12 protein-coding genes are annotated in these 14,314 nt (G+C 47.5%); 7 read left to right on the top strand and 5 right to left on the bottom strand.

Translation table 11 applies throughout. The features are described 5' to 3' along the window. Positions 1–14: 14 nt before the first annotated feature. Positions 15–1,538, bottom strand: a complete 1,524-nt coding sequence (locus R8O11_RS16535) for a YifB family Mg chelatase-like AAA ATPase (protein ID WP_005383862.1) — start codon at positions 1,536–1,538, stop codon at positions 15–17. Positions 1,539–2,003: 465 nt separating this feature from the next. Here R8O11_RS16535 and ilvG point away from each other — a divergent pair, with 465 nt between their 5' ends. The 5 genes from ilvG to ilvA are packed head-to-tail and all read left to right on the top strand — an operon-like array spanning position 2,004 to position 8,302. Then, complete coding sequence (ilvG, locus tag R8O11_RS16530; RefSeq protein WP_005378960.1) at positions 2,004–3,650, top strand: acetolactate synthase 2 catalytic subunit; 1,647 nt, start codon at positions 2,004–2,006, stop codon at positions 3,648–3,650. An 11-nt stretch (positions 3,651–3,661) separates the two neighbouring features. Next, positions 3,662–3,946: an acetolactate synthase 2 small subunit gene (gene ilvM, locus R8O11_RS16525; protein WP_005378958.1), complete on the top strand. Its 285-nt coding sequence runs from the start codon at positions 3,662–3,664 to the stop codon at positions 3,944–3,946. A gap of 12 nt (positions 3,947–3,958) precedes the next feature. Then, on the top strand, positions 3,959–4,897 hold the full coding sequence (gene ilvE / locus R8O11_RS16520; RefSeq protein WP_005378953.1) for a branched-chain-amino-acid transaminase: 939 nt from the start codon (positions 3,959–3,961) through the stop codon (positions 4,895–4,897). Between the two features lie 13 nt (positions 4,898–4,910). Continuing rightward, a complete protein-coding gene (ilvD, locus tag R8O11_RS16515) occupies positions 4,911–6,752 on the top strand; it encodes a dihydroxy-acid dehydratase (protein ID WP_005383859.1) in 1,842 nt (613 codons plus the stop codon). A gap of 2 nt (positions 6,753–6,754) precedes the next feature. Further along, positions 6,755–8,302 (top strand): threonine ammonia-lyase, biosynthetic, encoded by a 1,548-nt coding sequence (ilvA, locus tag R8O11_RS16510; RefSeq protein ID WP_318194282.1) that lies wholly within the window; start codon positions 6,755–6,757, stop codon positions 8,300–8,302. Between the two features lie 54 nt (positions 8,303–8,356). Here ilvA and punR read toward each other — a convergent pair whose 3' ends face one another. Further along, positions 8,357–9,259 (bottom strand): DNA-binding transcriptional activator PunR, encoded by a 903-nt coding sequence (gene punR, locus R8O11_RS16505; protein ID WP_213872076.1) that lies wholly within the window; start codon positions 9,257–9,259, stop codon positions 8,357–8,359. A gap of 152 nt (positions 9,260–9,411) precedes the next feature. On the opposite strand from punR, the gene punC reads away from it, so the two are divergent. Further along, the gene (punC, locus tag R8O11_RS16500; protein WP_054579443.1) at positions 9,412–10,617 is read left to right on the top strand and encodes a purine nucleoside transporter PunC; all 1,206 of its coding nucleotides are present in this window, start codon (positions 9,412–9,414) and stop codon (positions 10,615–10,617) included. A 44-nt stretch (positions 10,618–10,661) separates the two neighbouring features. On the opposite strand, the gene R8O11_RS16495 is transcribed toward punC, so the two are convergent. Next, positions 10,662–11,438: a transporter substrate-binding domain-containing protein gene (locus tag R8O11_RS16495; RefSeq protein ID WP_054579442.1), complete on the bottom strand. Its 777-nt coding sequence runs from the start codon at positions 11,436–11,438 to the stop codon at positions 10,662–10,664. A 115-nt stretch (positions 11,439–11,553) separates the two neighbouring features. Here R8O11_RS16495 and R8O11_RS16490 point away from each other — a divergent pair, with 115 nt between their 5' ends. Beyond that, positions 11,554–12,294 (top strand): amino acid ABC transporter permease, encoded by a 741-nt coding sequence (locus tag R8O11_RS16490; protein WP_005383852.1) that lies wholly within the window; start codon positions 11,554–11,556, stop codon positions 12,292–12,294. Positions 12,295–12,378: 84 nt separating this feature from the next. Here R8O11_RS16490 and glmU read toward each other — a convergent pair whose 3' ends face one another. Both glmU and R8O11_RS16480 read right to left on the bottom strand, forming a co-directional pair. After that, positions 12,379–13,740 (bottom strand): bifunctional UDP-N-acetylglucosamine diphosphorylase/glucosamine-1-phosphate N-acetyltransferase GlmU, encoded by a 1,362-nt coding sequence (glmU, locus tag R8O11_RS16485; RefSeq protein ID WP_318194281.1) that lies wholly within the window; start codon positions 13,738–13,740, stop codon positions 12,379–12,381. A 149-nt stretch (positions 13,741–13,889) separates the two neighbouring features. Next, positions 13,890–14,312, bottom strand: coding sequence for a F0F1 ATP synthase subunit epsilon (locus R8O11_RS16480; RefSeq protein ID WP_005378937.1), 423 nt, complete (start codon positions 14,310–14,312; stop codon positions 13,890–13,892). Positions 14,313–14,314 lie beyond the last annotated feature (2 nt).

Below are 14,314 nucleotides of genomic sequence, written 5' to 3'. Positions count from 1 at the left end.
CATTTTGCATGTCTCTATACCGCTTGCGCCGTAAGCTGTTTCAGCAAACGGTCCATCGCTCGATACCCAAGTGCTTCAGCCAAGTGCGTTCGTTCAATTTGCTCCGCCCCATCCAGATCGGCGATTGTTCGCGCCACTTTGATAATACGATGATACGCACGAATCGAGAGCCCTAAACGATGCAAAGCGGTTTCAAGAAACTCAGCATCACTCTTATGCAAGGGACAAAACGCCTCAATTTCTCGACTACCTAACAGTGCATTGACCTTACCACTGCGGTTTAGCATATTGTTACGCGCATGGCTCACACGCGCTTTTACGATAGCAGTCGGCTCACCGCGATCACCTCCTTCTGCTAATGTCCCTTTGGGCAAAGCTGGGATTTCTAAAGACATATCAAAGCGATCTAACAGTGGTCCAGATAATCGACCAAGGTAGCGCAAAATAGCTTGTGGATTGGTGCGCGCTTGATTGCCTTCGTAATATCCTGTCGGGCTTGGGTTCAATGCTCCAACTAATTGGAAGCGAGCCGGAAAGCGTGTTTTACCTTGCGCTCGAGAGATAATGATCTCGCCAGATTCGAGCGGTTCGCGTAACGAGTCTAGAACTTTACGATCAAATTCGGGCATTTCATCGAGAAACAATAACCCGTTGTGGGCTAAAGAGATCTCCCCTGGTCTGGGTACCGAGCCACCACCGACTAATGCCGCCATTGAACTTGAATGATGCGGAGAACGAAACGGACGCGACTTCCAGTTATGCTCATTAATTTCACTCTGAGTCAACGATGCCACCGAAGCGGTTTCCATTGCTTCTTCGTCACTCATTTCCGGTAATAAGTCACACAAACGCGAAGCCAACATCGTTTTTCCAGTACCTGGCGGGCCAAGGAAAAGTAAGTTGTGGTTTCCAGCGGCAGCAATCTCCAGTGCTCGCTTACCTTGTTGTTGGCCAATAATATCTTGTAAGTCTCGACCATGTTTTTCGATCGTTTTTCGCTTAGGCGTTTGAAAAAGATTCAGTCGATGTTGACCACAAAGCTCGGCACATACTTCCAGTAATGATTGGGCCGATTTATGTTGTTCCTTCCCCACCAGCGCCGCCTGATCGCCATTCACATGTGGGACGACCAAATGGCGTTGAATCTTACTAGCTTCCAGCGCAGCAGGCAGCACACCTTTTACAGGCCTCAGACCACCAGATAGTGCTAACTCACCAACAAATTCGTAGTTTTTGAGCTTATCTGTCGCGATTTGCTCCGAAGCGGCCAAAATTCCCAATGCAATAGGAAGATCAAAACGTCCTCCCTCCTTGGGTAGATCTGCCGGAGCCAAGTTCACGGTGATCCGCTTAGCAGGAAATTGAAAGTTAGAATTAATGATCGCACTGCGTACGCGATCTTTGGACTCTTTTACCGTTGTCTCTGGCAAGCCTACTAAGGTAAACCCTGGCATGCCGTTGCTGATATGAACTTCTACACTAACCGATGGCGCTTGCACCCCGACGCTTGCTCGACTATGAATGATTGCCAGCCCCATACGTTCCTCAATTTTTTTGAACACTCTGTAAACAAATGTTTTATCTGGTTGGTTATGTTATATACCGCGTCCCAATTGAGAGTTAATGTGAAAAAAGAATGACTTTTTGCTTGTCATGCAGCGGAATTGTGTGATACCACTAATGACGCAAACAATTTCGTAGAACATTACACAACATTTTTTAACGAAAAAAGAACGACAGACAGATGAACCTTTTCGCTCATATCAACGCACTGCTAGCCCTGATTATCGTGGTCATTATTGGCACCGCGCGGGGTATTGTGGGCGAAAGGTAACCACAAATTACAAAAAACCCCCGCACTGAAAAGTCCGGGGGTTTTTTTACAACTACAAGTTGTCATCTGTCTAACCCTCGGACAGTTTAACGGGAAGAATGGGAGTGCACATGAAGTGCAATAAATATGGCAATCGCTACGAGCCACAACGTAGCAAAGGAGGTTTACGATGACTGGTGCACAACTTGTCGTAGCCGCTTTAAGACAGCAAGGCATCGAAACCGTTTTTGGCTACCCCGGCGGGGCCATCATGCCAATCTATGATGCTTTGTATGACGGTGGGGTGGAACACATCCTATGCCGTCACGAGCAAGGGGCCGCTATGGCAGCTATCGGGATGGCTCGTTCCACTCAAGACGTTGCTGTGTGCATGGCAACTTCTGGCCCAGGAGCCACTAACCTTGTTACCGGCCTTGCCGACGCTTTCCTTGACTCCGTACCTCTAGTTGCCATCACAGGCCAGGTTGCTAGCTCTCATATCGGTACCGATGCATTCCAAGAAATGGATGTGATCGGAATGTCCCTAGCCTGTACTAAGCACAGCTATCTCGTGACCGAAATTGAAGATCTAGCTCCGACACTTGCCGAAGCCTTTGAGGTCGCAAAAACCGGTCGTCCGGGTCCAGTCATTGTCGATATCGCCAAAGACGTTCAACTCGCTCAAGCACCCACAGACCTTCTTCCTCCATACATAGCACCAGCAATCGAAGATGTCAGCGCTGAAGATATCAAACGTGCGCAAGATGTGCTGGCAGCATCTACTCGCCCAGTGTTGTATGTTGGTGGTGGCGTGCAACTTGCGAAAGCAACCGATGCAGTACGCGAATTTCTTCGCTTAAACCCAATGCCTGCAGTTAGCACATTAAAAGGCCTCGGTACCATTGAACGCCATGATCCCCACTATCTTGGTATGTTGGGTATGCATGGCACCAAAGCCGCTAACCTAGTGGTTCAAGAAGCCGATCTATTGATTGTGGTTGGCGCGCGTTTTGATGACCGTGTGACGGGTAAGCTCGATACGTTTGCACCAAATGCGAAAGTGATTCACATCGACATTGATGCTGCGGAGATTCATAAACTGCGCCACGCCAACGCACCATTACGTGGCGACATCAACACCATTCTCCCTCAGCTAGAACTGACTCAAGATATCTCACCGTGGGTTCATCACAGTGAAAGTCTGCGCAGCGGCTTTAAGTGGCGTTACGACCACCCGGGCGAGTTAATCTACGCACCGCTATTGCTTAAACAGCTGTCTGACATGATGCCAGATAGCTCAATTGTCTCGACCGACGTCGGTCAGCACCAGATGTGGGCAGCGCAACATATCCAGCCACGCGAACCACAAAATTTCATCACTTCTGCTGGCCTTGGCACCATGGGCTTTGGCTTGCCAGCGGCGATGGGTGCTGCAGTCGCACGTCCTGATGATCAGTCTATCCTTATTACAGGTGACGGTTCATTTATGATGAACGTTCAGGAATTGGGCACGCTGAAGCGTCGTCAGATTCCAGTGAAGATTGTCCTTCTTAATAACCAACGTCTTGGCATGGTTCGCCAATGGCAGTCATTGTTCTTTGACGGTCGCCACAGTGAAACCATTCTTGATGACAACCCAGATTTCGTGATGTTAGCAAAAGCGTTCGATATCCCGGGCAAAACCATCACCAAGAAAGAAGAAGTCGAACCTGCTCTCAAAGAGATGCTAGCGAGTGAAACTTCTTACATGCTTCACGTTTTGATTGATGAAGAAGAAAACGTGTGGCCATTGGTGCCACCTGGCGCATCAAACAGTGATATGTTGGAAAATACATAGGAGACAATCGCATGGACAGATATTTACTCGACATCAAAGCCGATGACAAACCGGTACTGTTGGAGCGCGTTCTACGTGTGATTCGTCACCGAGGCTTCGTGATCAAACAAGTCGCTGCTACGCAAAACCACGAAAGCAAAGTAGCCAGCGTCGAGATCATCGTCGACAGCGATCGACCAATCTCGTTTTTGATCAATCAAATAGAGAAGTTGTGGGACGTTCGTAAGGTTGAGGTGCTAAAAATCCGCAACGATGAACTGCCAAATCACAACTTACAACAACACGTAAGTGCATAAGGAAGGCAACAAATGGCAACGAAAACTGCAGATTTCATTTGGTTTAATGGTGAGATGGTTCCATGGGCAGAGGCGAACGTTCACGTTCTGACTCACGCAATGCACTATGGTACATCCGTGTTTGAAGGAGTGCGCTGTTACAACACACCAAAAGGCCCAATTGTCTTCCGTCACCGTGAGCATGCACAACGTCTAAAAGATTCTGCCAAGATTTACCGCTTTCCGATCCCTTTCTCTGTAGAAGAAATCATGGAAGCGACCCGCGAAACACTGCGCCAAAACAAACTCGACAGCGCTTACATTCGTCCATTGGGTTTTGTCGGTAATGTTGGCTTAGGCGTATGTCCACCAGTTGGCACTGAGATGGATCTAATCATTGCAGCATTTCCTTGGGGCTCTTACTTAGGCGAAGAAGCGCTAGAAAAAGGTGTCGATGCGATGATTTCAAGCTGGAATCGCGCTGCGCCAAACACCATCCCAACTGCGGCTAAAGCAGGCGGTAACTACCTATCTTCACTACTGGTTGGTGGTGAAGCGCGTCGTCACGGTTACGACGAAGGTATTGCGCTAAGCGTAGATGGTTACCTATCGGAAGGGGCTGGTGAAAACATCTTCGTTATCAAAGATGGCGTAATCACCACACCACCAGCAACTAGCGCGATTCTACCGGGCATCACTCGTGACTCGATCATGACAATTGCACGCGATAAAGGCTACGAAGTACGTGAAGCGAACATTGCTCGTGAAGCCCTTTACCTTGCCGATGAAGTCTTCATGACAGGTACTGCGGCTGAGATTGTACCAGTGGCAACCATCGACAAGATTGAAGTGGGCACTGGTAAGCGCGGCCCTATCACTAAAGAACTACAAGCAGCCTACTTTGGCCTATTTGACGGCACCACGGAAGATAAGTGGGGCTGGTTAGACTATGTGTACCCAGAACAGAAGTAAGAAGGATTAGGAAATGCCAAAATATAGATCAGCTACCACCACACATGGTCGTAACATGGCGGGTGCACGAGCACTGTGGCGTGCAACGGGTGTGAAAGAAGAAGACTTCGGTAAACCAATCATCGCCGTTGTAAACTCGTTTACTCAATTTGTTCCGGGTCACGTACACCTGAAAGACATGGGTCAGCTTGTAGCACGCGAAATCGAAAAAGCTGGCGGTATTGCGAAAGAATTCAACACCATCGCGGTTGATGATGGTATCGCAATGGGTCACGGCGGCATGCTGTACTCACTGCCTTCACGCGAACTGATCGCAGACTCAGTAGAATACATGGTCAACGCGCACTGTGCCGATGCCATGGTATGTATCTCTAACTGTGACAAAATCACTCCAGGAATGTTGATGGCATCTATGCGTCTTAACATCCCTGTTATCTTTGTTTCTGGTGGTCCAATGGAAGCGGGTAAAACCAAGCTTTCTGATCAGATCATCAAACTAGACCTTGTAGATGCGATGATCCAAGGCGCGGATCCAAAAGTGTCTGATGAGCAAAGCGAGCAGATCGAACGCAGCGCATGTCCAACGTGTGGATCGTGTTCAGGCATGTTCACTGCAAACTCAATGAACTGTCTAACGGAAGCACTGGGTCTTTCTCAACCAGGTAACGGTTCTATGCTGGCAACGCACGCAGACCGTGAACAGCTGTTCCTTAATGCAGGTCGTCGCATCGTTGAACTGACTCGTCGTTACTACGAGCAAGATGACGAATCAGCACTGCCACGCAACATCGCTACGTTTGATGCGTTCGAAAATGCGATGGCACTGGATATTGCAATGGGTGGCTCAACCAACACCATTTTGCACCTGTTGGCTGCAGCGCAAGAAGGTGAAGTGGATTTCGATATGGAAGATATCGATCGCCTATCACGCCAAGTACCACACCTATGTAAAGTGGCACCATCTACCCAGAAATATCACATGGAAGACGTACACCGCGCTGGTGGCGTCATGGCAATTCTTGGTGAGTTAGATCGTGCAGGTCTTCTACACAATGATGCGCGCACCGTGCTTGGCCTTTCGATGAAAGAGCAGCTGGCGAAATACGACATCATCCAAACTGAAGACGAAGAAGTACTTAAGTTCTACCGCGCAGGTCCCGCGGGTATTCGTACTACTCAAGCGTTCTCACAAGATTGCCGCTGGGATCGCCTTGATGACGACCGTGCGGAAGGTTGTATTCGTACTATCGATCATGCCTTTAGCCAAGAAGGTGGTCTAGCCGTTCTATCAGGCAACATCGCATTAGATGGTTGTATCGTTAAGACTGCTGGTGTGGATGAGAGCATTCATAAATTCACTGGCCCAGCCGTAGTTTTCGAAAGCCAAGAAGACGCCGTAGAAGGCATCTTGGGTGGCAAAGTAAAAGCAGGCGACGTGGTTGTTATCCGTTACGAAGGCCCTAAAGGTGGTCCGGGCATGCAAGAAATGCTTTACCCAACCACTTATCTAAAATCGATGGGCCTTGGCAAAGAGTGTGCACTTCTGACTGACGGCCGTTTCTCTGGCGGCACATCAGGTCTGTCAATCGGTCACGCCTCTCCTGAAGCAGCAAACGGCGGTGCAATTGGCCTGGTAAAAGAAGGCGATATGATCGCAATTGATATTCCAAACCGTTCAATTTCACTCCAAGTGTCTGAACAAGAACTTGCTGAGCGCCGTGCAAAACAAGACGAACTAGGCTGGAAACCAGTTGACCGCCAACGTGAAGTTTCCTTTGCACTCAAAGCGTACGCGAGTATGGCAACCAGTGCTGACAAGGGTGCAGTACGAGACAAGTCGAAGCTAGAGGGCTAGCAATGATGGAAGCTCAACCCGAAAAACAAGTGAACCAAACTGGCGCAGATTATCTGCGCCAAATCCTTCGCGCACCTGTTTATGAAGTAGCAACAGTGACGCCACTGCAAGAAATGCCTCGTTTATCTGCACGTATCGGGAATAACGTGCAGATCAAGCGTGAAGATCGCCAACCCGTACACTCGTTCAAATTGCGCGGTGCATACAACATGGTGGCGAGTTTATCTGAAGCACAAAAAGCCGCTGGTGTCATTGCAGCATCGGCAGGTAACCACGCTCAAGGCATGGCGCTCTCTGGTACTAAGCTAGGCATCAAGACCACCATCGTGATGCCCAAAACCACACCAGACATCAAAGTCGATGCGGTACGTAGCTTCGGTGGCAATGTAGTGCTGCACGGCAGCAACTTTGATGAGGCAAAAGCGGAAGCGGAACGCCTTTCTGATCTGCATGGGTACACATTTGTCCCTCCTTTCGATCACCCACTGGTGATTGCAGGTCAAGGCACCATAGGCATGGAAATGCTGCAGCAAAATGGTCACCTTGATTACATCTTCGTCCCTGTCGGTGGTGGCGGTTTGGCTGCCGGTGTTGCGGTACTCGTGAAGCAGCTAATGCCAGAAATCAAAGTGATTGCGGTCGAGCCAGAAGATTCTTCATGCCTCAAAGCGGCATTGGATGCAGGTGAACCAGTAGTATTAGACCAGGTCAGCATGTTTGCCGATGGCGTCGCTGTAAAACGCATTGGCGAAGAGACTTTCCGTCTATGCCAAAAGTACATTGATGGCCATATTGCCGTCTCTAGCGATGAAATCTGCGCAGCCGTAAAAGACATCTTTGAAGACACTCGCGCCATTGCTGAGCCTTCGGGCGCACTTGCTCTGGCAGGTTTGAAGAAGTTTGCTGAACAGAACAAGCTGAAAGACAAAAACCTAGGTACGGTATTGTCTGGCGCAAACACCAACTTTCACGGTCTGCGTTATGTTTCTGAACGCTGCGAGCTTGGTGAAAAACGTGAAGGTCTGCTTGCCGTCACCATCCCTGAGCGTCAAGGTGCTTTCTTTGAGTTCTGTAATCTCATTGGCGGCCGTGCCGTGACAGAGTTTAACTACCGCTACAACGATGACGCATTGGCAAATATCTTTGTCGGTGTGCGTTTGCAAGGCGGTCAGGAAGAGCTAGAACATATCATTCGCGACTTACGTGATGGTGGCTACCCAGTGGTTGATTTGTCTGATGATGAAATGGCGAAGCTGCACGTGCGCTACATGATTGGTGGTAAGCCGTCTAAGCCGCTTAAAGAGCGCCTCTACAGCTTTGAATTCCCAGAGTATCCTGGGGCGCTACTTAAGTTCTTAAGCACACTCGGTACTCATTGGAATATCAGCTTGTTCAACTACCGTAACCACGGCGCTGACTACGGACGCGTTTTATGTGGTTTCGAGTTAGATGAAAGCGATTTAGCTCAGTTTTCTGCACATTTACGTGAACTTGGCTATCAATGCAAAGACGAGACAGACAACCCATCGTATAAGTTTTTCTTGTCATAAAACGCCACATTTTAAACATATCAATGAAAACACCTCGCTAATGCGAGGTGTTTTTTATGACTGTAACCAATCTTTATGTAGCTGATTAGGCGACCCAAGATAGTCCACCATCCACTGGATCAATTTATGATTATCATCTTTGCGCCATACTAAGCAGCAGTGACTGAGCGGTTTATCATCCGGCATGACCTTCTCCACCAGCACACCATCATTGATTAAGGGTGTTGCAATATGACGTGGCATGTAACCCACGCCCACCCCATTTTTTAAACATTCAATCGCACTATACCAATTGGGCAATAATAATCGGCGCTGTTGCGAATAATGGCCAGTATGGCGTTTTGGCAGCACATTCGAAGTATCATCAAGACAGATCGCCGGAAATTGACTCACAAACTCTTCAGTAAGCACTTGTTGTCGAACGCAAGGATGAGCGGGTGACATTACAAATGCCCAATCTAATACGCCCATATCTTTGACTTCAAAATCTCCCCCAACGGGAACCGCAGATGTCGCGCCAACGACAATGTCGGCTCGACCTTGTGCTATGGCTTCCCAAGAACCATTGAAGACCTCCATATTGATCTGCAATTCAGCAAATTCAAACTCGCGATAAAAATCTTCCACTAAAGGTTTGAGTTTTTCTAACTTCACCACGTTATCTAAGGTCAGCTTTAACGTGCTTTTCCATCCTTGAGCCGCTCGCCGCGTTTGTGCTTTCACCTCTTCCATTTGACGCAGCAAAGAGCGCGCCTCGGCCATAAAAAGTTCACCCGCTGGAGTTAGCTCGACTTTCCTTGGTAAACGTCGAAACAGCACCACATCTAGATCTTGCTCGACCTGCCTTACTCCATAGCTGATGGCTGAGGGGACTTTATGCAATACCTCAGCCGCAGCGGTGAAACTGCCTAAACGGGCAACCGTATCCAGCATTTCCAAAGACGCTTTAGAGAACATGATTTAACCTTTCAAAAAATTTGATTGATAACCAACAATTTTAGCGTTTTATTTTCTCAAAATCGAAAAATAGAATAATAAGGTAAATAAATCAGGGTTGGCGCCAACTGATGTTGATTAAAAAATGATTAAATAATTTGACTGGTTGAATCATGAAAATCTCAAAACTACAGCTCATTTATCTGGCAGCATTATCGATGCTTGGCTTCGTTGCTACCGATATGTATCTGCCAGCATTCAAAGCGATGGAAATCGACTTTGCAACAGGCCCTGAGCAAATTGCGCTCTCTTTAACGGTATTCCTCGTTGGTATGGCGATTGGCCAACTAATGTGGGGATTGGCATCCGATAAATTTGGCCATCGTAATACACTCGCAGCCGGGTTGGTGTTATTTACTATCGCGTCATTCGGTTTGGCTTTCTGTGATCAAGTATGGCAACTACTCACACTGCGCTTTATCCAAGCTATCGGTGTGTGTGCACCAGCCGTGATCTGGCAGGCTATGGTCATTAAGCGCTACTCAAGCAGTAGCCAACAAATTTTTGCGACAATCATGCCACTCGTCGCGCTATCACCAGCACTAGCACCTCAATTAGGGGTTGTGTTGGCAGATAACTTCGGCTGGCACAGTATCTTTATTACGCTAACACTGGTTGGTGTCTTTTTGGTCTTTGCGACCATGGCACAAAAAGACGAGAAAGCAGAAATCAAACAAACCAGTATGTCTGCCGACATCAAAGCGCTGCTGAGTTCTAAAAAATACCTTGGCAACGTGTTTATGTTTGCGACGGCTTCAGCTGCATTCTTTGCTTACCTAACTGGGATGCCAGAAATCATGGCGCAACTGGGCTACGAAGCAAAAGATATTGGTTTGAGCTTTATCCCACAAACCATCGCGTTTATGGCTGGTGGCTACTTAGGTAAAGTAGGCGTTCGAAAATTTGGTGATGAAAAGGTTCTGCGCCAACTGATTGGCCTATTTAGTGTCGCGGCATTAATGATTTTCATTGCTTCACAGTGGGATCTGTCATCGATTTGGCCTATTCTTGCGCCATTCTGTTTGATTGCCGTTGCTAACGGCGCGCTGTACCCAATCGTGGTAAACCGTGCACTGGCCAGCGCACAACAGAGCCCTGCAACAGCAGCAGGTCTGCAAAACAGCCTGCAAATCTGTGTAAGTAGCTTCTCAAGTGCATTGGTAGCCGCAATGGCAAGCCAAGCTCAGATGGTTACTGGCATCGCAATCATCATCTGTATGGGTGGGCTGTGGATGGGATACATTCTGTCGAATCGCGAATTATCCAAGCACTTTACGACTCCTGACAACGCCCGAGTCGTGAGTGAAGACGAACTTTAATCGTTCAGATAATAAAAAGAGCCGCGCAATGCGGCTCTTTCTGTTTATAAGCTTTTCAACCCCCATTTCTTGGCAGTCTGCTTAAAAAAGCCTTGAGTCTTTTTCAACTCTACCCAGTGATTGATGTAATTAATCCATACTTGATCGTCTTGCGGCAACAACATAGCAATTGGGGTTGGTTTACGCGGTGCGGTCACTGGCACTATCGCCAACTGTTTAAACTTATCCACCAACGTCGCTGCTTCCACATTGGACGTCACCGATACATCGGCCCTGCGAGCTAGTAGTTCTTGGAAGTCGCGCGCTGGCGCTTCAATAACAATATGCTGAGCAGACGGGAAGAACTCTTTCACCATTTTTTCTTGTACCGTACCTAACGTCGCCGCGACTTTTACTTCTGGTTTATTAAAATCCGCCCAATCAGAGAATTTGGCGAGATCTTTCTTTTGCACCACAGGTACAAAGGAAAGGTAGAAATATGGCTGGCTATATCCAGCTACTTTCGCGCGAGACATGTTCAGAGATGCGCTGCCAGTAATATCGTATTTGTTGGCGGTAATGCCATTAACTAGCGTCTTCCAATCCGTGGGCACATACTCCACTTTTACACCGAGATCTTTAGCAAGTTCTGTTGTTACATCGATATCGAAGCCACGATAACTGTTTGTCGCGGGGTCTTTCATCGTCATCGGATTCCAATCTCCCGTCGTTCCAACTCGGAGTACGCCATTGTCTAAAATGGATTGAAGACGGCTTTCAGCGTGAGCGACTTGAGTCGCAGCAAGCAAACACATTCCTAGCACTAGTAAAATCTTTCTCATTTTTATTCCCTTAAAAATAATGACCTTATACGGTTTAATAATTAACCTTTATTAGAGCTCTACTGATAACATAGCAGCAACAAAGGAAGTTTTTTAGTTAATTCAGGGAGTAAATGTGACGTTTCGAACTCTATGGCTGTTTTCACTGCTATTACTCACTGGTTGTTCAGATTATCAATGGGGCTGGTATGTACTTGACCCTTCGACGGATCAAGGGCTCACCAATCTAAAGTTTTTAATCGCTGGGTTTAATGACACCATTCAGGTATCACTCCTCAGTATGTTATTTGCGATGAGCTTGGGTCTGATCGTTGCGTTACCCGCTCTGTCGGACTCAGCCTCTCTGAAGTGGATAAACCGTATTTATGTCGAGGTGATCCGTTCAGTGCCAGTTTTAGTCTTACTACTTTGGGTGTATTACGGCATGCCTACGCTATTGGATGTCTCACTCAATCACTTTTGGGCGGGTGTTATTGCACTGACTATCGCTGAGAGCGCGTTTATGGCGGAAGTATTTCGCGGTGGAATACAAGCTATCAGCCGTGGCCAGCATGAAGCGGCTGAATCTTTGGGCTTAAGCTATTGGCAAAAGATGCGCTTGGTAATTCTTCCCCAAGCATTTCGACAAATCCTCCCTCCACTGGGCAATCAATTTGTCTACATTCTCAAGATGAGTTCTTTAGTCAGCGTGATTGGTTTAAGCGATCTCACTCGCCGTGCTAATGAGCTGGTGGTGAATGAGTACTTACCCTTAGAGATTTATACCTTCCTCGTTTTGGAGTACTTGTTGCTCATCCTATTTGTATCTCAAGCCGTTCGTTGGCTCGAAAAACGTATTGCTATTCCTAGCTACTAACGATGAAGCCTGAGCTAGAAACAACAAAGCCGCTCTTGTTGAGCGGCTTTGACAGTATAGCGATAGAGTGAGTGCAGGTAATGTTTATTTCTGTTTTACAGGACGCTGCCAGCCAGTAATTTTGCGCTCTTTGACGCGAGTAATTACTAACTCACCTTCTTCAACATCTTTTGTTAGTGTCGTGCCTGCACCTATGGTTGCGCCATCAGCGATAGTGACAGGCGCCACCAGCTGGCTATCAGAACCAACAAATACATCATTACCGATGATGGTTTTAAACTTGTTCGCACCATCGTAGTTACAAGTGATAGTACCTGCGCCGATGTTAGTACGTTGACCGATCTCTGCATCACCTAAGTAAGTTAGGTGGTTCGCTTTTGAACCTTCTCCGATGCGCGCATTTTTCACTTCAACGAAGTTACCCACATGGGAATCGTTACGCATTTCAGCACCAGGACGAAGGCGAGTAAATGGACCAACCGTACATTCTTCACCAACCGTTGCACCTTCAATCACACTGTAAGGGCGAACGATGGTGTTGTCGTCGATTTCACAATCTTTCAGTACACAACCCGCACCGATAACCACGTTATCACCCAGTGAAACTTTACCTTCGACGATAACATTCACGTCGATTTCACAGTCCATACCGCACTGTAACTCACCACGCAAATCAAAGCGTGCTGGATCGCGTAGCATGACACCTTGCTCTAGTAGCTTCTGAGCTTGCATTGACTGGAAAGCACGCTCTAGACGAGCAAGCTGTGCGCGGTCGTTGACCCCTTCCACCTCAATGGCATTGACTGGGTGTACTGCCTCAACGGCACGACCTTCATCGTGTGCAGCTGCAATAACGTCAGTTAGGTAGTATTCGCCTTGTGCGTTGTTGTTGTTTAAGCCAGACAACCAACGCTTAAGATCCCCACCAGTCGCAACCATCACGCCAGTGTTGATCTCTTTAATTTGTTTTTGTTCTTCTGTTGCATCTTTTTGCTCAACGATCGCCACAACAGGACCATTCTTACGGATAATACGACCATAGCCTGTCGGGTTATCTAGAATCACTGTTAGTAGTGCAATACCGCCAGTTGGCTGTGCATCTAATAGGTTTTCAATCGTTTCAGATGAAATCAGTGGAACATCACCGTAAAGCACCAGTACTTTTTCATCGTCTTCAAACTTCGGAGACGCTTGATCAACCGCATGACCTGTCCCTAACTGCTCCGCTTGAAGCACCCAATTTACAGGCTCTTCTGCAAGAGTGGTTTGCATTTGATCACCACCGTGACCAAAGACCAAGTGGATGTTTTGTGCGCCAAGACCTGTACATGTATCGATAACATGTTTTGCCATTGGCTTGCCTGCCAAAGTGTGTAGCACTTTAGGCATGTTCGAATGCATACGGGTACCTTTACCCGCTGCAAGAATCACAGCACTGAATTTCATTGATAACCTATTGACGTTTTATGTTAATTGGCCGTTATTTTAAACAGCTCTTTTAAAATAGTTAATGGAGTAAGGTAAATTTCCAACTAAAATTAATCAAAAAGGCGACCAATTGGCCGCCTTTTTTCATGCAACGTTGCTAATTGAGCTTAGCGACGCTTTTTTGTCAGCTCGATAACTCGTAGCTGAGCAATGGCTTTAGCCAGTTCACTGGCCGCTTGTGCGAAGTCCATGTCACCATGCTGATTCTGGATTTGCTCCTCAGCGCGGCGTTTGGCTTCTTCTGCCTTCGCTGCGTCTAGCTCTTCACCACGGATAGCTGTATCAGCTAGTACAGTCGCTGTACCAGGCTGAATCTCTACCATACCACCAGAAACATAAATAATTTCTTCGTGGCCGTGCTGTTTCACAATACGCACCATACCAGGCTTGATAGCGGTCAGCAGCGGTGTGTGACCATGGAAAATACCAAGTTCACCTTCGCTACCGGTCACCTGAAACGTTTCAACACGACCAGAGAAGATTTTCTTCTCAGCGCTTACTACGTCTAGGTGAAAGGTTATTGCTGCCATAT

This window comes from Vibrio sp. 1288 (assembly GCF_033344475.1).
This window is presented reverse-complemented; position numbering and strand designations above follow the sequence as displayed.